The sequence below is a fragment of the Comamonas humi genome, assembly GCF_054782535.1.
The window spans coordinates 1-23,474 of sequence record NZ_BAAGSH010000004.1 but is presented as its reverse complement, the minus strand read 5'-3'; the positions used below and the strand labels follow the sequence as shown (position 1 = coordinate 23,474).

The window sequence follows — 23,474 nt, the reverse complement described above, 5'->3', positions numbered from 1 at the left end:
AGCAGTCTGCTCACGACAGTACAAAACTCAGCCCTACGCCCTAGCGAACTCAGTCGCTTAGTGCACGCCCTCACTTTGCTCCAGCGCGCCACACGTAGCTGGGATGGCGCCGCTGATCGCGAGTTCGTCGAGCGATCTAGAGAAGTTAGCGATCCAACGGTAACGCCAATGTGTCCTTGATTTCTTCCATCACTACGTAGCTGTGCGATTCCGCCGGCACCGGGAGCTTCTTCAGGATGTCGCCCAGCAGGCGACGATATTCGCGCATGCCGCCCAGGCGGGCTTTGACCAGGTAATCGAAAGCGCCAGAGACAAGGTGACATTCCAGAACATCTGGCACATGCAACAGTTCCTTGCGCACCTTGTCGAAGATTTCTTCCGACTTGGATGACAGCTTGAGTTCGACAAACACCAACAAGGTCTTACCTAGCGCCTCCGGCGAGAGCCGCGCGTAGTAGCCAGCGATCACGCCTTCCCGCTCCATACGCTTGACGCGCTCCGAACATGGCGACGCCGACAGTCCGATCCGATCGGCCAGTTCGGTGATCGCGATGCGTCCCTCGCGCTGGAGGATGTCAAGGATCTTGCGATCTGTGCGGTCGAGAGGGTGAATTTCGCTCGTGGAAGCCATGGCATCAATCAAATATCAGAAAATTCAACTGAATAAAGATGATTTTTCGGTGAAATTAACTTATTAATTATCTATATTCTAATGTAAATCACCTTAAACAGAGAGAATTTCCATGAAAGTCATTGTTCTTGGCGGCGGCGTGATTGGTGTCAGCAGCGCTTACTATCTTGCCCGCCTGGGCGCGGAAGTGACCGTGCTAGATCGCCAGGATGGTCCTGCACAGGAAACCAGCTTCGCCAACGCTGGCCAAGTCTCACCCGGCTACTCCACTCCATGGGCAGCCCCGGGCATTCCACTCAAGGCCCTCAAATGGATGCTCCAGAAGCATGCGCCGCTGGCCATCCGGCTCGACGGTAGTCTGTTCCAGCTGAACTGGATCGCGCAGATGCTGCGCAACTGCACGCCTGAGCGCTATGCCGTCAACAAGGAACGCATGATGCGCGTGGCCGAGTACAGCCGCAACTGCCTGCAGCAGCTGCGCGCCGACACCAACATCGCTTACGAGCAGCGTACCGGCGGTACGCTGCAGCTTTTCCGCACCCAGGTCCAGTTGGACGCCGTGCAGCGCGATATCGCCGTGCTACAGGAATGCGGGGTGCCCTACGAACTCCTGGACCGCGACGAACTGACGCACGTGGAGCCGGCGCTGGCACAAGCGCGCGAGCGCCTCACTGGCGGTCTGCGCCTGCCCAACGACGAAACCGGCGACTGCCACCACTTCACCAGCCAGTTGGCAAATATCGTCCGTGGCCTGGGCGTTGATTTCCGCTTCAATCAGCATGTCGAGGGCCTGATGGTCGAGGGTGATCGTATCGCCGGCGTACGCGTGAATGGTGAAGTTCTTCAAGCCGACCGCTATGTGATGGCCTTCGGCAGCTACTCGCGCGCGGCGCTGGCTCCCTTGGGGCTCGACCTGCCGGTCTATCCGGTCAAGGGCTACTCGCTGACCGTGCCTCTGGCCGATCCCGCGCTGGCACCGCAGTCCACGGTGCTGGACGAGACCTACAAGATCGCCGTCACCCGCTTCGACAACCGCATCCGCGTCGGCGGCATGGCCGAACTGGGCGGGTTCGACTTGCGGTTGGACCCTCGCCGACGCGCCACACTGGAGATGGTGGTGAACGACCTGTTCCCAGGTGGCGACGTGCCCCACGCCAGCTTCTGGACCGGCCTGCGACCTATGACGCCGGACGGCACCCCTATCATCGGCGCCACGCGCTATGCCAACCTGTTCCTGAATACCGGCCATGGCACGCTGGGCTGGACCATGGCCTGCGGCTCCGGCCGGCTGATCGCCGACTTGGTCAGCGGCCGCCGTCCAGAAATCAGCACCGAGGGCCTAGCGCTCGACCGCTACAGCCGCGCAGCAACACGCCCTCGCGCGCAAGCATCGGCCCCTGCCGCCGCCTGAGCGATGGCTCGCCCCTCGGGCGCGCTCATCGACCTCGCACGGCGCTACAGATCACCGCCTTCGACGCGACCACCTATGGCTTGCCTGGCGAGCGCAGCCTGTGCAACTCGGCCGGCGTGCTAGGCTGGCCAGGCGCCCGGCGCGACTGGGCCCGCCCTGGCATCCTGCTCTATGGCGCCGATCCCATGCCGAAGGCCATAACATGACCTACGGCCCGTGATGACGCTAGGCAGCGAAATCTTTGCCGTGCGCACGCTGCAGCCCGGCGATGCCTTGGGCTATGGCGACGGCTACATTGCGCAGCGAGCGACGCGCGTGGGCCTGGTGGCCGTTGGATACGCTGATGGCTATCCGCGCACCGCGGCGGCCGGCACACCTGTGGCGGTGGACGGTCAGTCCACCCAGCTCGTGGGCCGCGTGTCCATGGACATGCTCACCGTGGATATCACCGATCTGCCTAAGGCCGACGTCGGCAGCGCGGTCGAGCTTTGGGGCTCACAGGTCGATGTGAACGCGGTGGCCCAGGCGGCAAGCTCCATCTCCTACGAGCTGCTGTGCAACGTCAAGCGGGTACCACTCCAATACACCGCCCTTTCACTCCCGGGCAGTCGGGCCCATGACGTGCAATCCGCCGCTTAGCGCATTGGTATCGACCTGAGCCGAGTCCTATCTGATGGGCTGCTTGTAGGCGAGCGCCTTTCCTCCGACCAGGAAACATGTTATTTCCAAGCAAGACATTCAACCGCAAGAAGTTGGTGCGGCAGCAAACCCACACCGTCTACTCTGCCCTATGATAGAGATGGTCAATGATGGTGCCTTTATTTATGTAGGGCAGACTCAGAACTTCGTCCGTTAAAAACATGGCCTGATGCGTACGCCGTCTTTGTGCCCAAAATAGAATCATCCTGCGGCTACTCTATTTGGCCCAGCTCCAGCGCCCCTGCCCCAAGCTTATCAACGCAAGAAATATTCATCGATATGCCCGAAATCGAAAAATCCAAGTCGAACATAAAAAAGGCATCAGAGAAGCCCAGCGTCAAGCAGGTAAGCGACTCTATCATCGAACGGGATAAATCCAAATCCTCTAGAAACTCGAAACAAGGTCCAGGCCGGCCAAGAGTTGATAGAGACACTCACACTCAGATTCTTGATGCGGCTGAGCAACTATTTTCTAAAAATGGCTATGTACTCACGGCAACGAGAGAAATAGCGCAACAGGCAGATGTACGCCAGTCAATGATTTCTTACTACTTCCAGTCAAAGCAAGCGTTGTTTGAAGCTGTTTTCAAGCGACGTGCCATGCAATTATCAGAAGCACGTCAGCGTCACCTAGATGAACTTCTCGAAAGAACCGACAGCAAGCCCACAGTAGCAGAGGTAATTCAAGCATATCTTGCACCACAATTTGCACTCAAGCAAAGTGGCGCCGGCGGCCTCGCCTTTGTTCGCATTCAATCCAGGCTGCATAACGAGCCGGAAGAGCTTGCCTTCAAATTGCGGCGAGATGTCTACGATCAGTGCACCAAACGCTATATTTCCGTGCTAGAGAAGCTACTACCCGAAGTAGATCCTGCAGATGTGAACTGGCGTATGGTTTTTCTTGTTGGCACATACCTTTATATGCTTGCAGGAGTTGATCGCCTCGAAGATTTATCTGATGGTCGCTTCAACACGACCAACTCCGACGAATTGGTTGCACGAATGAGCAATTTCCTTGCCTTTGGATTTCAGGCTCCCTCCACCTTTTAGCAGGCCATATTGCAAGGCTATTTTTTACACACCTTAGCACCGATTTCTTGGGGTAGATGGTTGAAATATCGTCCCTAGGCACTCCAAAAATTTATAGTATCGCAGCCCTCTACTGCAAGCAGCCCTAAAATACAGTGTCAAAAAAAGCCCAGCGCAAGGCTGGGCTGAAGGGGTCTTACTCGCGCAGGTACAAGTACCCAATACCCCAAGAGAACACAAAGCAAAATCAATCCGGCAAGATTGGAATTCCAGGGCACCACAGGGTATGCGACCAGCCAATCCCACGGTGCATCGGCTTACATCCAGCCCCGCTTCTTCAGCTCGTCGTAGGTTTCATCCAGACTCTTTTTAGTAGCGTCCACTACTTTGTCAAGCTCCTCGCAGGTGATGGTGAGCGGAGGGGCAATAATCATCCGGTCATTCACGATAGCGCGGATGACAACACCGTTCTTGCGCGCAAACTCGCGGCAAATAGCATTCACCTGCTTGTCGTTGTCGAACAATGCGCCCGTTGCCTTGTCCTTGACGATCTGGATCGCCCACATCAGGCCAACGCCTTCGGTGTAGCTCACCAGCGGATGGTCGTGCAGTTCCTTCAGGCGCTTTTCCAGATGTGGCCCGGTTTCGGTGCGCACCTGATCCACGATCTTTTGGTCCCGCAGCAACTTCACATTGGCCACGCCCACGGCGCAGGCTACCGGATGGCCGGAATAGGTGTAACCATGGCGGAATTCCCCCCCCTTCTCGATCACATCGGCCACACGGTCACTGACCATCACCCCACCCAGTGGGATATAGCCGCTGGTCACGCCCTTGGCGAAGGTCATCAGATCGGGCTGGTAGCCGAAGGTCTCGCAGCCCCACCAGTTACCGGTACGGCCAAACCCGCAGATCACCTCATCGCTGACCAGCAAAATGCCATATTTGTCGCAGATTCGCTGAATCTCGGGCCAGTAGGTGGACGGGGGAATCACTACACCGCCAGCGCCTTGCACGGGCTCGGCTACAAAGGCTGCAACCTTCTCTGCACCGATTTCGAGGATTTTCTCCTCGAGCCAGCCGGCCGCCTTCAGGCCGAATGCCTCGCGGCTCATACCTGCACCCAGCATGTGGTAGTGCGGCTGTTCAATATGGGCAATGCCGGGAATAGGCAGATCGCCCTGCTCGTGCATCCAGGGCATACCGCTCAGCGATGTACCACCGATGGTGGAACCGTGGTAACCATAGTTGCGTGCAATCAGCACCTTGCGCTGCGGCTCACCCTTGAGACTCCAGTAGTGGCGCACCAAGCGGATGATGGTGTCGTTGCCTTCAGAGCCCGAGTTGGCGTAATAGACACGCTTGAACTGCGGCGGACTGACCGATGCAATGAGCTCTGCGAGTTCGATCGACGAAGGGACGGCCGAGTGGAAGAAGGCGTTGTAATAGGCCAAGCGCTTGAGTTGCTCATGTGCAGCCTCGATGAGTGCAGGTTGCCCGTATCCCACATTCACGCACCACAAGCCGGCCATGCCGTCGAGGACGCGTTTGCCATCGGCGTCGGTGATCCAAACGCCCTCGCCCTCCTGGATCACGCGCACACCTTCGGCATGCAGCGCGGCCTGGTCGGTAAAAGGATGGATGAAATGCGCCTTGTCGGCGGCCTGCCATTCGCTGGTGGTGCGCTGGGAAATCGTCATAAAGCCTCGTTCAAAGTAGTCTCAGTGAAATGCGCTGATGTCAGCGCCGCATGACCTTCACTGTAGGCTTTGGCTTGGCCATTCACGAGGTGCATAGAGGCCACAAAGATGAAGGCTGGTAAGCCACTGCCCCCATGATTGCAATAGAAAAAAGGGGACGGCGCATGCATGCCCTCCCCCTTGTCATTTCGCCCCTTTGTGCCTACTTTTGCATCTCCGAAGCAAACAACTGGCGCACTTGCCTGCCGGCACGAAGGCCGCTTTCAACGGCTCCATCCAGGTACTCATGCCAGCCACCAGCCGTGGCAGCGCCTGCCAGGAACAGGCGCCCTTCGGGCTCAGCCATATGCTGTGCAAGACTCATCTGACCAATGCGGTACGAAGGCCAGGCTTGCATGGAGAACGGATCCTTAGCCCAGTCATAGCTGCTGATGCCCGCCAGCTCCGCTCCGGGAATAATTTTTCGCAGCTCACGCTCGACTATGTCGGGGTCATTGATGTCGATGAGCGATCTGCGGCCCACCGTCAAAGAAATGATGGAGCCGATCTTGTCGTCGTTCTTCACAGTCTGTACCACGGTCAGCGGGTTGGGCGAGTCACTGAAGGCAAACACGTTGCCATGATTTTTCTTCAGTTGCACATAGACCTTGGAGCCTTCCGACATCTCGCCCTGATCGATGAAGCTGCGCTTGCGCTGCGATAACTCCGGAGTGAAGCGGATACGGTTGTAGGTATTGGTCGGCACAGTCACTACCACCGCACGCGCAGTAACATTCTGCCCACCTTCCGTGGTGACGCGTACATGGTCCTTAGTCTGCTGAATGGCCGTGACAGGCGCCACCAGGCGAACCTCTGCGCGGCTGTGCTTGAGCATGGATTGCATCAACCCCAGCGTTCCGCCCTTGCCGATCCGGTAGCGACGGTCTGCATCATTGAAACTGTAGTAGTCCCACGCGGCACAGGAGAAGAGCTTCACAAAGCTGATGTAGCTGAACTGATCGGTGGGCCCCGCGCCGTACAGTGTCATCTCGGCATTCAGAATGGCCTTGTGGGTATCGCTGAGATTGAGCCTGGCGATATGTTCAGCTGCGGAGATCTTCTCCAGCTCTTTCACCTTGGGGTTGGCGAAAGGCTCGTAAGGCCTGGGAAAGAGCTCGCGCGCACCGGCACAGAATGCTTCCATGCCTTCGCGATCAATCTCGTCCAGTTCTTTGAGCCCAATTTCCTTGAGCTTGCCATCGGCCATGAGCAGACGAGCGCTGTCGACGTTGGCAATCAGTTCTTCTTCGACGCCGTGACCATAGCGCTGGACTTCTGACCAGATGTGCGGCTGCAACCAATGGATCCAGGCACCACCGAACTCAAGATGCTCACCGGCAAACTCGCCGCGATAGGTACGCCCGCCCAGGCGGGAGCGCCCTTCCAGAACCAGCACGCGATAGCCTTCCGCACCCAATTCACGTGCAGCAGTGACGCCGGCGAAACCGGCGCCCACGACGATGACGTCATACTGGAATCTGTGCGATCCACGCTTGCCATCGGGCAGGGATTTTCCATTGGACGGGGCGGCCGCGACTGCCGCGGGCAGCACTGTGGCCGCCCCCATAAGGATACGGCGACGGGACAGCATCGGGTTTTCAGGAGAGTTAGCTAGCTTCATGTTCGGGCTCACGGCTTCGTCGACAGAAATCGCACCATGGCCGCCCGGTCCTGTTCATTGGCGATGCCGGCAAAGGCCATGTTGGTTCCGGGTATCGCGGCGCTGGGTGACTTCAGGAACTCGTCAAGCTTTTGCGGCGTCCAGGTGCCCTTCGCACTCTTCATTGCAGGACTGAAGCTGAAGCCTTTGGCCTTGCCGATCGGGCGCCCCACTACCTCGGCAAGATTGGGGCCTGCCGCGTGCCTGCCGCTGCCATCATTGGTGTGGCACGCGGCGCAGGTCATGTACAGCTTTTTGGCGCGCGCAAGCTCATCCGCGCTGCCTCCCTCGCTGTCCTGCGCAAAGGCACCTGCAGCCACCAGACCACCCAGCATCGCCATTAGCACTTGCCCCATGCGGGGTAATTTCAGCCACATATTCAATTCCTCCGAAAGCCGGCCTAGCAAAAGGCCTCCATGACTACCGCCGTTCATTGACCGAACCCACCTGATTGCCACATCTCCTGGACTACTCGCCAGCCCTTGGAAGTCTTCTTCAGCACAAAGAGTTGCCGAATGGTTTCGGCCTTCTCGAGCTTGGGCGGATTGGCCTCGCAATGCAACACGGCAAATGCCGATGCCGCATGCGTCGTAGCGATGACAGGCTCTTGCAGCGTGAAATTGCAGCCCTTGTTCCCATCCGGCCCCAGGTAATCCCCCCAATCCGCCAACGCCTTGATGGCATCGCTCATGCCTCGCTTGGGAGTGGCCTCGCCTTCACCGATGATGGTGACGTTGTCCGCGTAGAAGCGATGCGCGAGTTCCGGCGGCGAGGCTCCTCGTTGGTTCGCGGCCTGCTGACCCGCAAAGAACTGGCGCACCTCTGCCTCAGGAGTCTGGACTCCGGCCTGCGGTCCCTTCGCGAAGCTGCAGGCAACGGTTGTTCCCAGCGCCATCGCCACGGCCACTCGTGCCATCCAACTATGTTTCATGTCTTGCTCCTTTCAGATTTTTCTGCGGACTCATCGGCCCGGAAGATGGCAGCGAACTGCCGCGCGCGGTACTTTTTCATCCACAGCCCAAAGAGCACACCGCCCACCATGGCGATCGGAATGCCGATGGGCACACGGTTGACCATCGGGTTCTGGCTGCCGCTGAGGAACTCGAAGTTGTTGACGGCAGCCACAAGGGCCCCGCACAACCCCAGGAAGGCCAGCGCCGGCGCAAGCACGTGCTGCCAAAGCTTGCGATTCGCACGCTGGCGGAAGTACGCGATCACGGCCAGGCTGGTCAGCGCCTGCATGAACATCACCCCCACTGCAGCGAAGCCGAGCGCCACCAGGCCAAGGCCCAGCATGGGGTGGATGCCGAGGTAGGCCGCAACCAGCACAATAATCAGGGAGATCGCTGCCACGGCGGCACTTGCACGCGAAGGCGAGCCATGCACTGGATGCGTGCGGCCAAGCGCGGAGGGAATGCAGCCCTGGCGCCCCAGCACGAACATGTACCGCGCAGCCACGTTGTGCAACGACAGCACAGTGGCAAACATGCTGGTAACGATCGCTGCCTGAATGACGTGCGTGAACAACTTGCCGACATACTGGTCACTGAGCTTGAAATAAACCAGTCCCACATCAGCCTCGGCAATGCCCTTGATGTTGTCCGGCCCTACCGCCCCCACCGTGATCCAGGAAGTCACGAAGTAGAAAACCCCGATGGTGAAGATCGCCAGGTAGGTGGCACGCGGCACGGTCTTTTCTGGCGATTTGGCCTCCTCCGAATACAGTGCCGCAGACTCGATACCGAAATAGCAGGTAAAGGCCAGAAGAATGGCCACGCCAGGAGCTCCCTTCACCATGCCACTCCAGTCGAGTGACTGGGCCGGAAAGGCGGCACGCCCCATTTGCGTGACGATGGCAGAGTCAAACACCAGTAGCAGCAGGAACTCGAACAGGATCACGACCATCACGGCGCGGGCACTGAAGTCGATCCGACGCGAACCCAGGAACGAGATCAAGAACCATGATCCCAACGAGAACCAAAGCCAGTGAATGTTGAGATCCAGCAGATCATGCGCCGATGTCTGCATCACGAATCCGAGGTAGCTCAGGCCTCCGGGCACGAAAACCGTGTAGGACAGCACTGCCACCCAGGCCGAACCCAGCCCGATGACAGGCCCCAATCCGCGGGCCGTATAGGCATAGAACGCGCCACCCACGACGACTTCGCGGCTTATGGCCGAGTAACCCACGGCGAACAGGGCCACCACCACCGAGGCAACCACAAATGCCAACGGCAGCGCAGAGCCACTGCCAAAGACCAGTGCAACCGGCAGCACCCCCACCACCGCGGCCAGCGGCGCCACGGCGGCAATCACGAAGACTGCAAGGCGCAGGGTTCCCAGGCTACGGCGCAGGGATGCTTCGCCAGTGGGCACGGCATGGGCTGACGACACTTGAGCAGGAAGCGATGCTTGGTTCATGATAACTGCCCCCATTTCATGCCCCGGTCGCCGCGCCCATGATGGCCTTGGTCTCCAGGAACTCCTCGAAGCCCCATTGGCCCCACTCGCGCCCATTGCCGGATTGCTTATAGCCCCCCCATGGTGCGGCGATGTCAACGCCCGCGCCATTCAGGTGAACCATGCCCGTGCGCAGCCGCGCGGCAACGCCTGCGGCCTCTTGCTTCGACCCGCCAAAGACATAGCCGGAAAGACCATAGGGTGAGTCATTGGCAATACGCACTGCATCGTCCACCGTGTCGTAAGGAATGACGGCTAGAACCGGTCCGAAGATCTCTTCCCGGGCGATAGTCATCGAGTTGTCCACCTGACTGAACACCGTGGGCTTTACGTAGTAGCCATTCGGGCAGCCCTCGGGCCTTTCCATGCCGCCAACCACTAGGCGAGCGCCCTCTGCCATACCGGTATCGATCATGTCGAGCACGCGGCGATACTGGCGCTCGTTGGCGATGGGACCGACATGGGTGCCGACATCCAGCGGATCGCCCACCAGGAGACTGTCACAGACCTCTTTGGCCAGTGCCTCGACCTCGGCAATGCATGCGCGCGGCACCAACATGCGCGACGGAGCGGCACAGGTCTGTCCCGCATTGCCCATCATGGTGGTAACGCCGTGGGTCACCGCTTCGCGCAGCGGCGCACTGGGCAAGATGATGTTGGCCGATTTACCCCCCAGTTCCAGCGATACTCGCTTGGCGGAGTCGGCTGCGACCTTGGCCAAACTGGCGCCGGCTGCGTTGGAGCCCGTAAGCGAGACCATATCAACCAGGGGATGCCCCGCCAGCAGCTCCCCCAGCTTCGCGCCCTCGCCCTGCACCAAGTTGAAGATGCCGGGCGGCACTCCAGCGGCGTCCAGGATCTCGGCAAGCACTGCTGCGGAATATGGCGCATTCTGGCTGGGCTTGAGCACGATGGCGCATCCCGTGGCAAGCGCCGGTGCCACTTTGCAGACAATCTGGTTGATCGGCCAGTTCCATGGAGTGACGAGCGCGCAGACGCCCACAGGCTCGCGCACGATCTGCGTGGTGCCCTGCATCCGTTCGAACTCGAACTGCTTGGCAACCTGAATGGCGGTCTGGAAGTGCCACAGGCCCACCGGTGCCTGCACCGGCCTGGAGAGTGCTTCCAGCGGCGCGCCCATCTCCAGCGTGATGGCCTGGGCCATGTCAGGCAGGCGCCGCTCAAACTCGGCGCAGATGCTTTGCAGCAATTCGATGCGCCGGGCCAGCGGCCACGCCGCATAGCGCGGAAAAGCCCGAGCAGCAGCCTGCACTGCACGGTCTACATCTTCTGCGCTACCGAAGGCAATATGCCCCGATACCTCGCCCGTGGCTGGGTTGATCACATCGCGGCCACCGCTGCCGCTTGCAGGTGCAACCCATTGACCATCGATATAAAAGTTAAGCAGATGCTCTGCAGAAACCACGGTGTACTCCTTGAAAATAGTAATGGTGTGAGTCGGCTTACTGAGCCTTGCGCATGCTCATTCCACGCGCGGTAAACAGAATGCTGTTGGTGCCATCAGGACTGACGGCAGCGGTGTATGCAGCGCGGTCCGGACGTTGCGAAGACTTGAAGCTGTTGGCACTGTCAACACTCGTCAGCTCAATACCGTCCAGTGCCGTTGCGATGATCGAGCCATCGCGCAATTGCAGAAAATCAGTGATGGAACTGGTGACCGCTGTCGGTACTTGTCGCCATGTGTTCCCTTGGTCTGGGCTGCGCAGCACAGTGCCGCGGAGGCCTCCAACCAGTAGCGAACCGTCGTGTAACACGATGCCCGCCCACAGGCTGCCGCTATAGCCTGTGTCGATGGCATCCCAATGCCGGCCCCCATCGGCCGATCGCAGCAAGGCACCACGCTCACCTGCGACGTACAGCGCTTGCTGTGCGTCCGCAAAAATACGGAACAGGTTCTGGTCCGCGCGCTTTTTCCCGGGAGCTGCCGGTAGTTCAACCTTGTTCCACGTCTTGCCGCCATCCTCCGTTCTGAGCATCAGCGACCACAGCCCCACAGCGATACCTTCGGTGGGGGTCCTGAAATAGACCGAGAACAACGGTTGATCCGTTTCTGAGGTGCTTTGCTGCAGTGTCCAAGTCTCTCCACCATCTTCCGTCTTGAGCACAACGCCCCAGTGCCCCACCGCCCAGCCCGCTTTTTCATCGACGAAATAAACGCTGGTCAGCATGGCTGGCACGGGCACGCTGCGCGCCTGACGCCAGGTTGCCCCCATGTCGTCGGACAGCGCAATGGTTCCGCGCTCGCCCACAGCAACGATGCGCTTGCCGGCGAGGGCCGCATCGAGATACATGGTGCTCGTCAGGCTGGAAGACTTCCATGCCGGGTGGATGAGCGATTTGGCATCCGCAGTCACTTGCGCCATGGCGCCGTGTCCACCGGCTGCGCAAGCCGTGAGAACAGCAACGGCCAGGCCCAACCTGCGGGCCGCCTCGGCCAGCATCTGCAATGTCATTCGAGTTGTAGTCATGGTCAGCGTCAGTGCGTAAGAATCGATGGCGAATAGGCCTTGCCCTTGCGGGGGACGAGCCGTTCAAGCACCACGGCCAGTGCAGGTAGTGCAGTGAATGCCATCACCAGATTCACCACAAACATGAAGGCGAGCAGCTTGCCCATATCGGCCTGGAACTTCAGATCCGAGAATGCCCAGGTACATACGCCAACGGCCAGCGTCAAGGCGGTGAAGATCGTCGCAATGCCTTCGAACTCCAGTGCCTTGCGCATGGCAACCTGGATGGTGTCGCCATCTGCCAGGTGCATTTGCAGCCGGTTGTAGATATAGAGTGCGTAGTCCACCCCAATGCCAACCGCCAGGACCATGACAGGCAAGGTCGCAACCGTGAGTCCGATATGCTCCACCTTCATGAACCAATAGCCGATGAAGGTGCCCACCGTCAGCGGGAAGCAGCATGCGATGGCCGCGCGCAGATCGCGGTAGACCAGCAGCACTAGGCCGATGATGGCCGCGTAGACATACAGCAGCATTGGCGTTTCGCTGTGTTCCAGCTCGTCGTTGGTGGCAGCCAGCACGCCCGCATTGCCTGCAGCCAGCTTGATGGCCACGCCTTCCGGCGGCAGGTTGTCCGCGGAGAACTGCTTGACGGCACCAATCAGTCCACTGATCGTCACGGCCTTGTGATCCGCGAGATAGAAGGTGACTGCCGTCATGCTGCAATCGGCGTTGTTGTAGCCGCGGATGCGTGAGATTTCCGCGGCCAGGGAGTCATGGTTACCCGCGTCGATAGGCGCTACCGCCATCTTGGGATAGCCTTCGTTATAGCCTTGGCTATAGGTGCGCAGCATGCCGACAAACGAATCGGAAGCCACCACGCCAGGCACTGTCGACATGGCCGCGATGAACTCTTGCACGTACTGGCTGACCAGCACGTTACTGCATGATTGCGCGGGCGCGGCAACCATGACCGTCAACCAGTCCTGCCCGATATCGAAATTCTTGGCGATGGAAACGGCGTCTCGGTTGAATCGGGCGTCTTCACGCAGCTCAGGCGCACCGGGCTGCACCGTACCGACGATGCGATCGCGGCTAAACCAAACTGCAGCGCCCAGTACCGCCACCGACAGCACCGTGACGACAACGGCAACCCGCCATTCGGCCACCACCGCCAGCATGCGAATGATCCGCACCCGGGTTTCGCGCTTGGTCATGGCGTTCTGCGCATACTCCGGAGAAAAGTGGCAATACGACGCGGCCAGCGGCAGCATTACGAGATTGGTCAGCACCTTGTAACCTACGCCCAGCGAAGCCGTGATCGCCAGTTCACGAATCATCGGGATCGGGATCAACAGCAGCGTGATGAACGAGATGAAGGCCGTCACCAGCGCCAGTACACCCGGCACCAACAAGCCGGTGAAGCTGTCGCGCGCAGCTTGCATAGTGGTCTTGCCATGGGCCAGCCCTCGTACGATGAAATTGATCTGCTGGACCCCATGCGACACCCCGATGGCAAAAACGAGGAAGGGCACCAGTACCCCCAGCGGATCCAGCCCATAGCCCATGAGCCTGAGTGTTCCGAACTGCCACACCAGGGAAGTCAGCGAGCAGATGATGGGCAGAAAGGTCAGGCGCCAGGAGCCGCAGTACCAGAAGACGGCGCCGACTGTCAGCAGCAACGCCAGGCCGAAGAACTCGATGACGCTCTTTCCCCCTTCGGCTACGTCACCAATTTGCTTGGCAAAGCCGATGATCTGCACCTCGAAGTTATCGTCCTCGAAAGGCTTACGCAGCTTTTCCTCCAGCAAACTGTTGTATGCGACGTAGTCCAACCGCTGCCCATCAGGGGCGATTTCATTCAGGTCGGCGGTCACCATGGCGGAGGTCTGGTCCCGCGAAACCAACACGCCAACATAGCCGCCCTGGCTGGTGGAGCGCTGAATCTTGAGAATAGCTTCAGGCGTCAAGGATTCCGCAGTCACCGTGCCTGGAATCAGTGGCTCGGCCCGGAATCCCTCTTCGGTGATTTCGTTGACGAAGGCATTGGGAGTCCATAGCGACTTCACGCCCCCACGGTCCACGTAGGGCAAGAAGGTCACTGCTTGCGAAACCTCAAACAGACGCGTCAGCGCCTCCCGGGTCCAGATAGTGCCATTCCTGGAGCGAACCACCACGGTCAGCCGGTTCGTTCCTGGCAGGTCCTTGCGATACTGGTTGAACGTATCCACGTATGCATGCCCAACGGGGATCTGCTTCTCATAGCCAGCCTCCATCTTCAACTGGAGCGCGAAGTAGCCCATGATCAGCGTAAAGAGGCCGAGCATTGCAAGGGTCAGGGCCCTGCGCCGGAACAGCCAGCGCTCGAGGCCGGCCACGATAGGTTTGATGTTCATGGGAGAGAGAGGGACAAAAGTTCTTATGGGAGCTGGCAGTGGCTGTGTGCTATCCGTGCCGGGCTGCGGCGTGTATCGCCTGGCGTATCCGGTGATAGGTGCCGCATCGGCAGATGTTGGTCATGCGCTCATCGATCTGCTCGTCTGTCGGGTGAGGAATCTCGGTGAGCAGCGCGCTGGCGGCCATCAGCATTCCGGACTGGCAGTAGCCGCATTGCGGCACTGCCAAGTCCAGCCAGGCTTGTTGCAAGGCATGGCGGCGATCGCTGGACAATCCCTCAATGGTTGTGATCTGCCTACCTTCAGCAAGCTGCAGCGGCGTGATACAGGAGCGAGTGGATTTGCCGTCGACATGCACGGTGCATGCGCCGCAAAGCCCTGCCCCGCAACCGAACTTAGTACCCGGCATTTCCAGCTTGTCGCGCAGCACCCAAAGCAAAGGCATGGCGGGATCTGCCTCGACTTCCTTTGGGTTGCCATTCACAGCGATCTGAAATTTCCTGGACATGGTCGCTCCTGTTCTACACCTGCAAAGCCAAGCTTAGAAAGTACGCGTCACAAAGAAGCCGATCGAGTCACGATCCTTCAGCCCATTGCTCGTCGTATTGCCGCCCCAGTATTTGACGTAGCTGATGCCCCCCTGCCAGACCAACGGGTTCTGGGCAAAGTTCACCGCAAGCGTCGTGGCCTTCACGCCTTTCATCCAGGACGGCGTAATGGCCGAAGGCGTATAGCCATAAAGCGCCTGCTGGTGATAGATGCTTGGCGTTACCTGCCATCCGGAGATGAGCGAGCCGTCATATGTGACGCTGAAGAACACGGCGCCGCCGAGCGAACTTGCAGTGCCCTGCGTGCCGGTGATGGTGTTGGAAGGATTGCTGTAGTCGTACCAGTAAAGGCCACCCGCCGCTGGCGCCTGCATCACCTGGGTTCCGTTGATGGTCCGGTAGTACCGCTTGTCCTTCGAGACCCCTGGGTAGTAGATCCAGGAGGCTTCCGCCAGAAAGTAACCCGATTGCGCGCCAATCCAGTCAAGGAACGGAGCCGAGCTGGGCGTCAGGCTGTTCTGTGCATTCACGATCAGCTGGAACTTCTTGTTATCCCGGTAGGCGGGACAATCAAATGACGTGGCGGCATTGTTGGTCGTGCTGTCCAACGGACCGCCGAGCCCGAAACATCCTGTCAACGCAATGGCGTCGCGGGGACGATAAGACAGCTCCGTCCCGATTGCCCAGCGTCCCAGCGGGAAGTTGGCACTGACGCCAAAGACATCGCGATTCTTCAGGTACGTCATGTTCGCATCGCTGGGACGGAACGTGAACACCGGCGACTTGTCCGTATAGCGCAAATAGTAGAAGCCGAGATTCAGGTCGGTGTCCTCGGGGTTGTATGCGAAACGCGCGCCAAACTGGTTTCCGCCCTTCCCGCCTGGTTCCCGTTCATTGACGGGATAGCCCAGTGATGGAAGATCGTATGCCCCGTTGTTATTGGTATAGACCTGATTGGCGACGTTGTTGTATACGTTGCTATTGCGCGGATTCTGTCCGCCTTGACGCGCGATAGCAGCGGGATCCAGTCCCCCAACGTTGTAGTTCGGAGCGGTATTGTTGAACACCAGCTGCCGGTTCGGCCCCGCGCGACCGAATACGTCGGACGTGGACCAGTACGAGCCGACGGGAGAAAAGACATTCTTGTTCCAGTTCAGCTGATAGTAGGCTTCCATGGACAATCCGCGCGACAGCCCCATCGACGTGCTGATCATCGGTGCCGGCAGGATGATCTGCTTGAGCTGCTGGCCTGGGGTCGCATACCGCTGATAGTCAAGCGCATTCGTAGCGTTGATGCCGCCCAACAGGAAGTAGCTTTCCCCCCAGTTGATAACCTGGTTACCCACACGCACCCGACCGGACTGGTCCCCCACCTCCACCTTCTTTTCCGCCCACAGGTCGAGCAAGCGGAAATTGCGCACCACTTGGTGCCTGGCCGAGTCACTCAGCGGTGTCCGCTGCGTATCGCCGGCGGCAAAGTCATACAGACCCGTGCCACGGATCATGAACTTGTATTCGTCATTCGGAGCACGCCACAGCGCCTCGCTGGCGACGCCGCTGTAGAGGCTGTAGAACTGCCCCTTGTGATAATTCAGGTTGCCATCGTCTCCGTTGGACCACAGCGCCGTATCTGCCGACATACCACAGCCACCCGAAGTGGGATCCCCAGTGAGCGAGCAGCTCGGATTGCGCAGGCGGTAGCCACCGCCCACGGTCACGTCCGTCGTGACCGTGAGTTTCGCACCCTCCATGCCCACATCGTCGAAATTTGCTGCCTGTGCCGGAGCGGCCAACAGTAGCGCGATGGCACTGAAGCTGGCTCCGAGCGCGGCGAACCCCTTCGTTGTCTTCTTCATGATGGCCTCTCCTTAGCGATCGCTGATGCGCTGCAGGCTTTCGCTGGTATAGAAGTTTTCCTTCAGCTGCGGTGCCGAGCCGGCGGCAGCCGGATAGAACTTGAAGTCCTTGCCAGAGCTGAAGTTCAGCGAATCAGCCATCAGCCGGAGGTTGGTGAGGTCATACATGATGGTTTGCGGAATAACGCAGGCACCACCCAGTTCCCATGCAGGGATTGGCGTCGACTCCTTCCATTTCCAGACCTTGCCCTGTGCATCGAAGTCCTCACCGCCTACGGCCACCCAGGAGTCCTCGTCCAGATACAACGTGCGCTTGGGATTGGCGTGGCGGATACCGGATTTCACCGTACCCTCGATTACCCAGACGCGGTGCAATTCGTAGCGGCGCAGTTCGGGCTTGAAGACGTTCGGCTCCAATAGCGTGTCCTGCATCTTCTTGCTGAAGTCGTACATGCCGAAGGCGTTGTAGGGCACGTACATCTCCTTCTTGCCGACGACCTTCCAGTCGAAGCGATCAGGTGCGCCATACAAGATGGTGGTCTGGTCCACGTTGTAGAGGTTTTCGTACCCGATCTGCGGCGCGTCATAGTCGTAGGTCGGCAGACGGCGGACACGGCGCTGGCCTGTGAAGTAGTAGTAAGCCTCGGTGGGCTTGTCGAAATAGAAGCGCTGGATTGCCGCCTGGCCGCTCAGCGACGAAGGCTCGATGTAGCCAAAATAAAGCCCTTGGAACAGGGAACCGCCACCCGGCTTGTTCTCGCCCTTGACGCTGTTGGGCTGCATCTGCCAAAGGTTGTAGACGATCTCCACACCGCGATCCGTGCCAGCCTTGGGTGATATCCAGGTCCGCGCTGCGGGGAACTCCTCAGCCACCCCCATGTAGCGGGTCAAATGGTTCCAGACCGCCTCAATGCCCTTGCTCGGCATTGGAAAGGGCACCCCTGGCAAGACTGCACCGTCCAGACTCCAGCCATCCGCGCCGATTTTGGCCTGCGATGCGTTCTTCTTGGTGTTTTCCTGGACCACATCGGGTGCCACGCAGGTACGCCGCGAGGGATAGACGGGCAACGTGAATCCCTTGAGCTGCTTGATGAGCTGAATCTGACCTGGCGCAAGACTCTCCGCATACTGGTCAACGTTCGAAGCATCGATCACGAACAAAGGCTTGTCATCCTTGTACTTGAAATAGTCTCCGCGTGGCTTGCCGTATACATAGCCTGGCAGTTGCGCGCCAGCGCCCTCATAGGCGGGCACCTTGCCATTTTTGCTCGCAGCCATCTCACCACCCAGTGGCGTCAAGTCCTTGCCCAGCGATGCGGGATCCCCCGCCATTGCCGCCGTTGCCCACGCGCCTGCAACCAGACAGGCCAGCTTCGTCCATCCCAACATAAAACGCTCCTTGAAAAAATTTTCTAATCACTAAAGGCGGGATGCCTCACGCAAGTGCTACATGCACGAAACCAAAGCGCCACCGCTCTGGCGAAACGATTGGGGAGACTGCCCGGTCCAGCGCTTCACGGCATGGCGCAGATTGGCGGCATCGCTGTAGCCGACTTCCTCCGCAATGCGCTCGAGCGACCAGGATGTATTCAGGAGATAGCGGCATGCCTGCTGGCCGCGCGCCTGCGCCATCAGGTCGCAAAAACGCACATTCAGCTCGAACAGCCTGCGCCGCAGCGTCCTCGGCGAGAGCAGCAGGCTTTGCGCCACCTCGGCCAACGCAGGCGGCGCATCGGCACGACTCGCGAGCAAGGCTCGCACGGCGTCGAGCAGACGCTCGTCCGGAATACCGGAGCCAAGACGCCAGCGCGCCCTCAGGCCCGACACATCATCAATAGGCACATTGGGGTTGGTACACATCTTCTTCATCCGTCGACTAAAAACAAGTCACTTGACTGACTCGAATTAAATCCAAGTCAACTGACTTGCAACACTAGAGCTTTCCCTAGGTTGAAGATGCTTTTATCAACCAACTTCGTCAAATCAATTGACGCATTGCAGATTTTATAAAAATCAATTAGTTATTGGCACAAAGCAGCCATTGCCTCAGCCTTTAAGGCACCTCTCCAGATACATCAAGGTTGATGTAAATTTTTAAAAACCAGGTCATTCGTATGACTGTAGAATGATCTGCGTTGGGATGGTGCAACCCTGGCGATGGAAGATCTATCCCGGTTCGTGCTCCCTCCGCACAATGGACAGATCGTTGAAAGTCAGGAAAGATGAAGCAGCTCTTGTTTTCGGCTCCGCTGTCAGCCGAGCCAGCCAATTCCGTCACACCGCAGAAGCATCGACGCGAGGCACGCCTTCAAAGCATCATTGACGAAGCCAAGCGGGTTCTAAGCCGGCAAGGCTACGCAGACTTCACGTTGCGCAAGGTAGCTGCGGAAGCTGGCGTCCCTCTTGGAACTTTGCAGCACTACTTTCCCACTCGGGAGTTGCTGCTGAGCACCGTGATCTCGCAAACCATCCGTACCTACAACGAGGGCTATGAACGGCTGGCCTCGGGCTCCGGCACTCCGGAACAACGACTGCAAGCCATCATCGACAGGGTGCTGGCCGAGATTGATGAGGATGATGTCCGACCGTTCTTTCTGGAAATCACCGCGCTTGCAACGCATGAGCCATTTGCGGCGGAAGCGCTCTCGGAAAGCCACCGCAGCTATCTTGGAACCTTCTGCCGACTCATCGCTGAAATCAATCCCGCACTCAGCCAAGCTGACTGCGAGCTTCGCGCCTTGCTGATCGCATCACAGTTGGAGGGACTCATGATGTTCCGCCAGGATAGCCACAGCGCCGCCAAGCCCGAACGCAACGCCCTGCTGCGGGCTGTGAAGCTGGTAGCGCTGTCGCTGAGTAACGCGCCCTGAAGCACCTGCAGGTCACTAGGCAAATGGCCTGTTCGCACCTGCATTCCTCTCTCCGTCGGGCGTAGCCTACGCATATGAAGATAACCACATTGATGGGCTCTTCAACCACACTTGACGATGAGGCAATCAATGACCAGCGAGCACGAATCCACCTCGCACAGCAGACGCAGTTTCCTGGCTGGTGTCGCTGCAACGGCAGTGGGCGTAGCCTTTCCTTTGACCTCCTGCCATCGCGCCGCGCCACACGGTGACGAATCCGCTGGGACTTCCGTGGCGCCCCCCTCCGATGCCCAGCCAGTGCAGATGAACGCCTGGGTGGTGATACAACCAGACAATGGCGTTGTGCTCAAGATTCCTCAGGCTGAGATCGGCCAGGGCACGTTTACCGCCTTGAGCCAAATTCTTGCGGATGAACTGGACGTCAATTGGGCCGACATCCGCCCCGAGTTCTACGACCCCGGCTACAACCTTGCGCACGACAACGTCTACGTCTGGACGGCCACCCTCGGCAGCAAAGCCATCGCGGATCTGTTCACGCCCGCACGCATCGCTGCAGCCACCATCCGTACGTTGCTGGTGCAGTCAGCAGGCCAGTCACTAGGCGTTTCCACACATGACTTGATCGCCCGCAATGGAGCGATTCATCACCCGGGCAGCGGCCGGCAACTGCGCTACGCGGACGTAGCCCAGACAGCTGCACAGCTCCCGTCACCTCCGCAAGAAAGCGTCCAGCTCAAGCAAGCCAATTTCAACTTCATCGGCAAATCGATGAAGCGCCTGGATCTGCCCGCCAAAGTCGATGGCTCACTGGTCTATGGCATCGACGTGCGGCTGCCTGGCATGAAGTACGCCGCCATACGCCAATGCCCGGTGCCGCATGGCCGCCTCAAATCCTACGACGCGTCGGCCGTCAGGGCGCGACCTGGCGTAGTGGCCATCCTGCCTGTCCAAGGGGGCAAGAGCGGCATCAATGACGCCACACCGGGATGGGGCGTCGACTATGGCATGGATGACGCAGTCGCCGTCATTGCTGACGACTGGTGGACCGCCAAGACAGCGCTGGATGCGCTGCCGATCGTCTGGAGCGAAGGCAAGGCCGCATCGGTTAGCAGCCAGTCGCTGGAGCGCGAGTTCAAGCAGACGCTCATGCATTGGCCGAAGGAGGCCAAGCCGGTTCGCAATGATGGCAACGCCGCGGCAGCGATCGCGGGTGCGGCGAAAACCCTGGAGCGCGAATTCTGGGTTCCCTATACCGAACAGGCTTGCCTGGAACCGTTGAATGCGACTGCGCGCGTCGATGACAACATGTTCGAGGTCTGGGCCGGAACCCAGTTTGCCGACGAAGCGTTGCGCATCGCTGCGCACTATGCAGAGTTGCCACTCGAACAAGGTCGGCTCCATTTGTTGCCGGCTGGCGGAGGCTTTGGACGGCGCATCAACAGCGATTTCATCGCCCAGGCCGTGCAGATCGCCAAGGCAACCAAGGGAGTACCGATCAAGGTGATCTGGAGCCGTGAAGAAATGATTCAGCACAGCTTCTACCCTCCGCTCACCGTTACACGACTGAAGGCTGGGATTGACCAATCAGGCAAGATCGTTGGATGGGCCTCGAAATCGGTGGGTGGCACTACCACCGATCAAACCTACGGCGAGACTCGCATTCCGCAAACCATTCCCAACGTGCTCGTCAACTACCAGTTGCGCGAGACCCCCTTGCGCTTTGGGTGGAAGCGCGGTGTCGGTTTTGCCCAGCACACGTGGATGAATCAGTGCTTTATCGATGAACTCGCGGAGCTTGCTGGGCGCGACCCACTGGAGTATCAGCTCTCGATGTTGCGTTCCGAAGACATTCCGGCCGACTTTGAAAAGCGGCAACTTCAGGTAGAGCGCGTCGACAAGCAACGCCGTGTGCTCGAAGAACTGGGTCGCATTGCGCAGTGGAATCAAAAGCTAGGGCCGGGACGGGGCAAGGGCCTCGCGGTGCACGACCTCAGCTACTGGCCCGAGTACCTCTCTACCGGCGCAGCGGCGATAGCGGAAGTTACGCTGAATCGAGGCGAGCTGAAAATCGACCGCGTCGTGGCGGTACTCGATTGTGGCCGAGTCATCAACCCCGATAGCGCCAAAGCACAGATCGAGGGTGGCATCGCGTTTGGACTCACTGATGCGCTCTACAGCGAAATCACACTCGCCCGAGGTCGCGTGATGCAGTCCAACTTTCATGACTACCCGATGCTGAGAATGAGCGAAATGCCCCGCATTGAGGTTCACTTCATCGACAGTGACCGATCACCTGAAGGACTCGGCGAATACGGGGTGCCCATGGCCATCGCAGCGCTCGTGAATGCCATCAGAAATGCGGGCGGCCCGCGCCTGTACCGACTACCGCTGGCACCTCAACTGGAGAAGCTTCGCAGCGCCGCAGCTCCCCCTCAACCAACCTAGCGTAAACCCTAGATCTCTTGTTTATCTGAGCATTCTTGAATAATATTGGTCGGCCGACCGATTATTTGGCTAAACCTGCCATCTAGCCTCATCAACCAACGAACTCATAAGTCCCATGACCCGCACCTACCGAATCGGCCAGATCGTGCCCAGCTCCAACACCACCATGGAGACCGAGATCCCGGCCATGCTGCGTGCCCGCGAGGGCATCCGCCCCGACGAGCGCTTCACCTTCCACTCCAGCCGCATGCGCATGCACAAGGTCACCAAGGAAGAGCTGGCCGCGATGAACAAGGAAGGCCTGCGCTGCGCCGCCGAGTTGGCCGACGCACGGGTCGACGTGATGAGCACCGCCTGCCTGGTGGCCATCATGGCCATGGGCCTGGGCTACCACCGCCAGACCGAGCAGGAGCTGACCGCCGTGGCCCGCGCCAACCAGTGCCTGGCCCCGGTGATGACCTCGGCCGGCGCGCTGGTGGAGGGCTTGAAGATCATGGGCGCCAAACGGGTGTCCCTCATGGCGCCCTACATGCGGCCGCTGACCGACCTGGTGGTGCAGTACATCGAGCACGAGGGCATCGAAGTCATCGACTCCATCTGCTTCGAGATCCCCGACAACCTGGAGGTGGGCCGGCGCGACCCGCTGCAGCTGCTGGACGATGTGAAGCGCCTGAACACCCAAGGTGCCGACGTGATCGTGGCCTCGGCCTGTGTGCAGATGCCGTCGCTGCCGGCCATCCAGCGCATCCAGGATGCGACCGGCATCCCCACCGTCTCCACGGCCGTGTGCACGGTGCGCCGCATGCTGGACCACCTGGACCTGGAGCCCGTGGTGCCGGGCGCCGGGGCGCTGCTGTCGGGCGCCTATCCCCACAGCAACTTGGCCAACGCCGCCCAGGCCTGAGGAGCACCCACATGAGCAGCACCTCCAGCACTTACCTCTACGGCGGCCAGGTCCACGCCAATGGCATTCGCCAGCACTACCTGCGCTATGGCGGCGCCGAGGGCGCGCGCGCCCAGCGCGATGCCGTCATCCTGGTTCCCGGCATCACCAGCCCGGCCGTCACCTGGGGCTTTGTCGCCGAGCACCTGGGCCGCCAGTTCGATACCTATGTGCTCGATGTGCGCGGCCGCGGCCTGTCGTCGTCGGGCCCGGGCCTGGACTATGGCCTCAATGCCCAGGCGGCCGACGTGACCGCCCTGGCCCAGGCCCTGGGCCTCGCGCGCTATGCGCTGGTCGGCCATTCGATGGGCGGGCGCAT

At 59.5% G+C, this 23,474-nt stretch carries 21 protein-coding genes; 8 read left to right on the top strand and 13 right to left on the bottom strand.

The features are described from left to right. Positions 1-145 precede the first annotated feature (145 nt). Positions 146-613, bottom strand: coding sequence for a winged helix-turn-helix transcriptional regulator (locus ACYVKR_RS02990; RefSeq protein ID WP_460479563.1), 468 nt, complete (start codon positions 611-613; stop codon positions 146-148). 130 nt (positions 614-743) lie between these two features. On the opposite strand from ACYVKR_RS02990, the gene ACYVKR_RS02985 reads away from it, so the two are divergent. The 4 genes from ACYVKR_RS02985 (at position 744) to ACYVKR_RS02970 (ending at position 3,791) form a co-directional block, all read left to right on the top strand. Next, positions 744-2,042, top strand: coding sequence for a D-amino acid dehydrogenase (locus ACYVKR_RS02985; RefSeq protein ID WP_460479269.1), 1,299 nt, complete (start codon positions 744-746; stop codon positions 2,040-2,042). Between the two features lie 80 nt (positions 2,043-2,122). After that, entirely contained in the window at positions 2,123-2,248 is a 126-nt protein-coding gene (locus tag ACYVKR_RS02980; protein WP_460479268.1) for an alanine racemase, read from the top strand. Between the two features lie 13 nt (positions 2,249-2,261). Beyond that, positions 2,262-2,681 (top strand): type III PLP-dependent enzyme domain-containing protein, encoded by a 420-nt coding sequence (locus ACYVKR_RS02975; RefSeq protein ID WP_460479267.1) that lies wholly within the window; start codon positions 2,262-2,264, stop codon positions 2,679-2,681. A gap of 339 nt (positions 2,682-3,020) precedes the next feature. Further along, complete coding sequence (locus ACYVKR_RS02970) at positions 3,021-3,791, top strand: TetR/AcrR family transcriptional regulator (protein WP_460479266.1); 771 nt, start codon at positions 3,021-3,023, stop codon at positions 3,789-3,791. 296 nt (positions 3,792-4,087) lie between these two features. Here ACYVKR_RS02970 and ACYVKR_RS02965 read toward each other — a convergent pair whose 3' ends face one another. The 12 genes from ACYVKR_RS02965 to ACYVKR_RS02910 form a co-directional block, all read right to left on the bottom strand. Continuing rightward, the gene (locus tag ACYVKR_RS02965; protein ID WP_460479265.1) at positions 4,088-5,470 is read right to left on the bottom strand and encodes an aspartate aminotransferase family protein; all 1,383 of its coding nucleotides are present in this window, start codon (positions 5,468-5,470) and stop codon (positions 4,088-4,090) included. A 202-nt stretch (positions 5,471-5,672) separates the two neighbouring features. Next, complete coding sequence (locus ACYVKR_RS02960; protein WP_460479264.1) at positions 5,673-7,130, bottom strand: flavin monoamine oxidase family protein; 1,458 nt, start codon at positions 7,128-7,130, stop codon at positions 5,673-5,675. Positions 7,131-7,138: 8 nt separating this feature from the next. Continuing rightward, positions 7,139-7,546 (bottom strand): c-type cytochrome, encoded by a 408-nt coding sequence (locus ACYVKR_RS02955; protein WP_460479263.1) that lies wholly within the window; start codon positions 7,544-7,546, stop codon positions 7,139-7,141. 53 nt (positions 7,547-7,599) lie between these two features. Continuing rightward, positions 7,600-8,100 carry a hypothetical protein gene (locus ACYVKR_RS02950; RefSeq protein WP_460479262.1) on the bottom strand — a complete coding sequence of 167 codons (501 nt, stop codon included), beginning with the start codon at positions 8,098-8,100 and terminating at the stop codon, positions 7,600-7,602. Next, positions 8,097-9,590, bottom strand: coding sequence for an APC family permease (locus tag ACYVKR_RS02945; protein WP_460479261.1), 1,494 nt, complete (start codon positions 9,588-9,590; stop codon positions 8,097-8,099). The genes ACYVKR_RS02950 and ACYVKR_RS02945 overlap by 4 nt, the downstream gene beginning before the upstream one ends. 16 nt (positions 9,591-9,606) lie before the next feature. Continuing rightward, complete coding sequence (locus ACYVKR_RS02940; protein WP_460479260.1) at positions 9,607-11,055, bottom strand: aldehyde dehydrogenase family protein; 1,449 nt, start codon at positions 11,053-11,055, stop codon at positions 9,607-9,609. Between the two features lie 37 nt (positions 11,056-11,092). Then, on the bottom strand, positions 11,093-12,103 hold the full coding sequence (locus ACYVKR_RS02935; protein ID WP_460479259.1) for a WD40/YVTN/BNR-like repeat-containing protein: 1,011 nt from the start codon (positions 12,101-12,103) through the stop codon (positions 11,093-11,095). 23 nt (positions 12,104-12,126) lie between these two features. Then, positions 12,127-14,493 carry an efflux RND transporter permease subunit gene (locus ACYVKR_RS02930; protein ID WP_460479258.1) on the bottom strand — a complete coding sequence of 789 codons (2,367 nt, stop codon included), beginning with the start codon at positions 14,491-14,493 and terminating at the stop codon, positions 12,127-12,129. Positions 14,494-14,542: 49 nt separating this feature from the next. Beyond that, entirely contained in the window at positions 14,543-15,001 is a 459-nt protein-coding gene (locus ACYVKR_RS02925) for a (2Fe-2S)-binding protein (protein ID WP_460479257.1), read from the bottom strand. A 33-nt stretch (positions 15,002-15,034) separates the two neighbouring features. Next, positions 15,035-16,897, bottom strand: coding sequence for a DUF1302 domain-containing protein (locus ACYVKR_RS02920; protein WP_460479256.1), 1,863 nt, complete (start codon positions 16,895-16,897; stop codon positions 15,035-15,037). Positions 16,898-16,909: 12 nt separating this feature from the next. Further along, positions 16,910-18,286, bottom strand: a complete 1,377-nt coding sequence (locus ACYVKR_RS02915; protein WP_460479255.1) for a DUF1329 domain-containing protein — start codon at positions 18,284-18,286, stop codon at positions 16,910-16,912. A gap of 57 nt (positions 18,287-18,343) precedes the next feature. After that, positions 18,344-18,757, bottom strand: a complete 414-nt coding sequence (locus ACYVKR_RS02910; RefSeq protein ID WP_460479254.1) for a helix-turn-helix transcriptional regulator — start codon at positions 18,755-18,757, stop codon at positions 18,344-18,346. Positions 18,758-19,119: 362 nt separating this feature from the next. Between ACYVKR_RS02910 and ACYVKR_RS02905 the strand changes: the two genes are divergently transcribed. The 4 genes from ACYVKR_RS02905 to ACYVKR_RS02890 form a co-directional block, all read left to right on the top strand. Beyond that, positions 19,120-19,767 carry a TetR/AcrR family transcriptional regulator gene (locus ACYVKR_RS02905; protein ID WP_460479253.1) on the top strand — a complete coding sequence of 216 codons (648 nt, stop codon included), beginning with the start codon at positions 19,120-19,122 and terminating at the stop codon, positions 19,765-19,767. 129 nt (positions 19,768-19,896) lie between these two features. Beyond that, the gene (locus tag ACYVKR_RS02900) at positions 19,897-22,212 is read left to right on the top strand and encodes a xanthine dehydrogenase family protein molybdopterin-binding subunit (RefSeq protein ID WP_460479252.1); all 2,316 of its coding nucleotides are present in this window, start codon (positions 19,897-19,899) and stop codon (positions 22,210-22,212) included. Between the two features lie 115 nt (positions 22,213-22,327). Further along, positions 22,328-23,116 carry a maleate cis-trans isomerase family protein gene (locus ACYVKR_RS02895; RefSeq protein ID WP_460479251.1) on the top strand — a complete coding sequence of 263 codons (789 nt, stop codon included), beginning with the start codon at positions 22,328-22,330 and terminating at the stop codon, positions 23,114-23,116. An 11-nt stretch (positions 23,117-23,127) separates the two neighbouring features. Further along, positions 23,128-23,474: alpha/beta fold hydrolase (locus tag ACYVKR_RS02890; RefSeq protein ID WP_460479250.1), on the top strand; the 347-nt coding region annotated here is incomplete at its 3' end.

Bases quoted from the DNA above. Each gene is read 5' to 3' on its own strand.
- ACYVKR_RS02985 (WP_460479269.1), top strand. From the start codon at position 744: ATGAAAGTCATTGTTCTTGGCGGCGGCGTGATTGGTGTCAGCAGCGCT.
- ACYVKR_RS02975 (WP_460479267.1), top strand. From the start codon at position 2,262: ATGACGCTAGGCAGCGAAATCTTTGCCGTGCGCACGCTGCAGCCCGGC.
- ACYVKR_RS02970 (WP_460479266.1), top strand. From the start codon at position 3,021: ATGCCCGAAATCGAAAAATCCAAGTCGAACATAAAAAAGGCATCAGAG.
- ACYVKR_RS02965 (WP_460479265.1), bottom strand. From the start codon at position 5,470: ATGACGATTTCCCAGCGCACCACCAGCGAATGGCAGGCCGCCGACAAG.
- ACYVKR_RS02960 (WP_460479264.1), bottom strand. From the start codon at position 7,130: ATGAAGCTAGCTAACTCTCCTGAAAACCCGATGCTGTCCCGTCGCCGT.
- ACYVKR_RS02955 (WP_460479263.1), bottom strand. From the start codon at position 7,546: ATGTGGCTGAAATTACCCCGCATGGGGCAAGTGCTAATGGCGATGCTG.
- ACYVKR_RS02950 (WP_460479262.1), bottom strand. From the start codon at position 8,100: ATGAAACATAGTTGGATGGCACGAGTGGCCGTGGCGATGGCGCTGGGA.
- ACYVKR_RS02945 (WP_460479261.1), bottom strand. From the start codon at position 9,590: ATGAACCAAGCATCGCTTCCTGCTCAAGTGTCGTCAGCCCATGCCGTG.
- ACYVKR_RS02935 (WP_460479259.1), bottom strand. From the start codon at position 12,103: ATGACATTGCAGATGCTGGCCGAGGCGGCCCGCAGGTTGGGCCTGGCC.
- ACYVKR_RS02930 (WP_460479258.1), bottom strand. From the start codon at position 14,493: ATGAACATCAAACCTATCGTGGCCGGCCTCGAGCGCTGGCTGTTCCGG.
- ACYVKR_RS02925 (WP_460479257.1), bottom strand. From the start codon at position 15,001: ATGTCCAGGAAATTTCAGATCGCTGTGAATGGCAACCCAAAGGAAGTC.
- ACYVKR_RS02920 (WP_460479256.1), bottom strand. From the start codon at position 16,897: ATGAAGAAGACAACGAAGGGGTTCGCCGCGCTCGGAGCCAGCTTCAGT.
- ACYVKR_RS02915 (WP_460479255.1), bottom strand. From the start codon at position 18,286: ATGTTGGGATGGACGAAGCTGGCCTGTCTGGTTGCAGGCGCGTGGGCA.
- ACYVKR_RS02910 (WP_460479254.1), bottom strand. From the start codon at position 18,757: ATGTGTACCAACCCCAATGTGCCTATTGATGATGTGTCGGGCCTGAGG.
- ACYVKR_RS02905 (WP_460479253.1), top strand. From the start codon at position 19,120: ATGAAGCAGCTCTTGTTTTCGGCTCCGCTGTCAGCCGAGCCAGCCAAT.
- ACYVKR_RS02900 (WP_460479252.1), top strand. From the start codon at position 19,897: ATGACCAGCGAGCACGAATCCACCTCGCACAGCAGACGCAGTTTCCTG.
- ACYVKR_RS02895 (WP_460479251.1), top strand. From the start codon at position 22,328: ATGACCCGCACCTACCGAATCGGCCAGATCGTGCCCAGCTCCAACACC.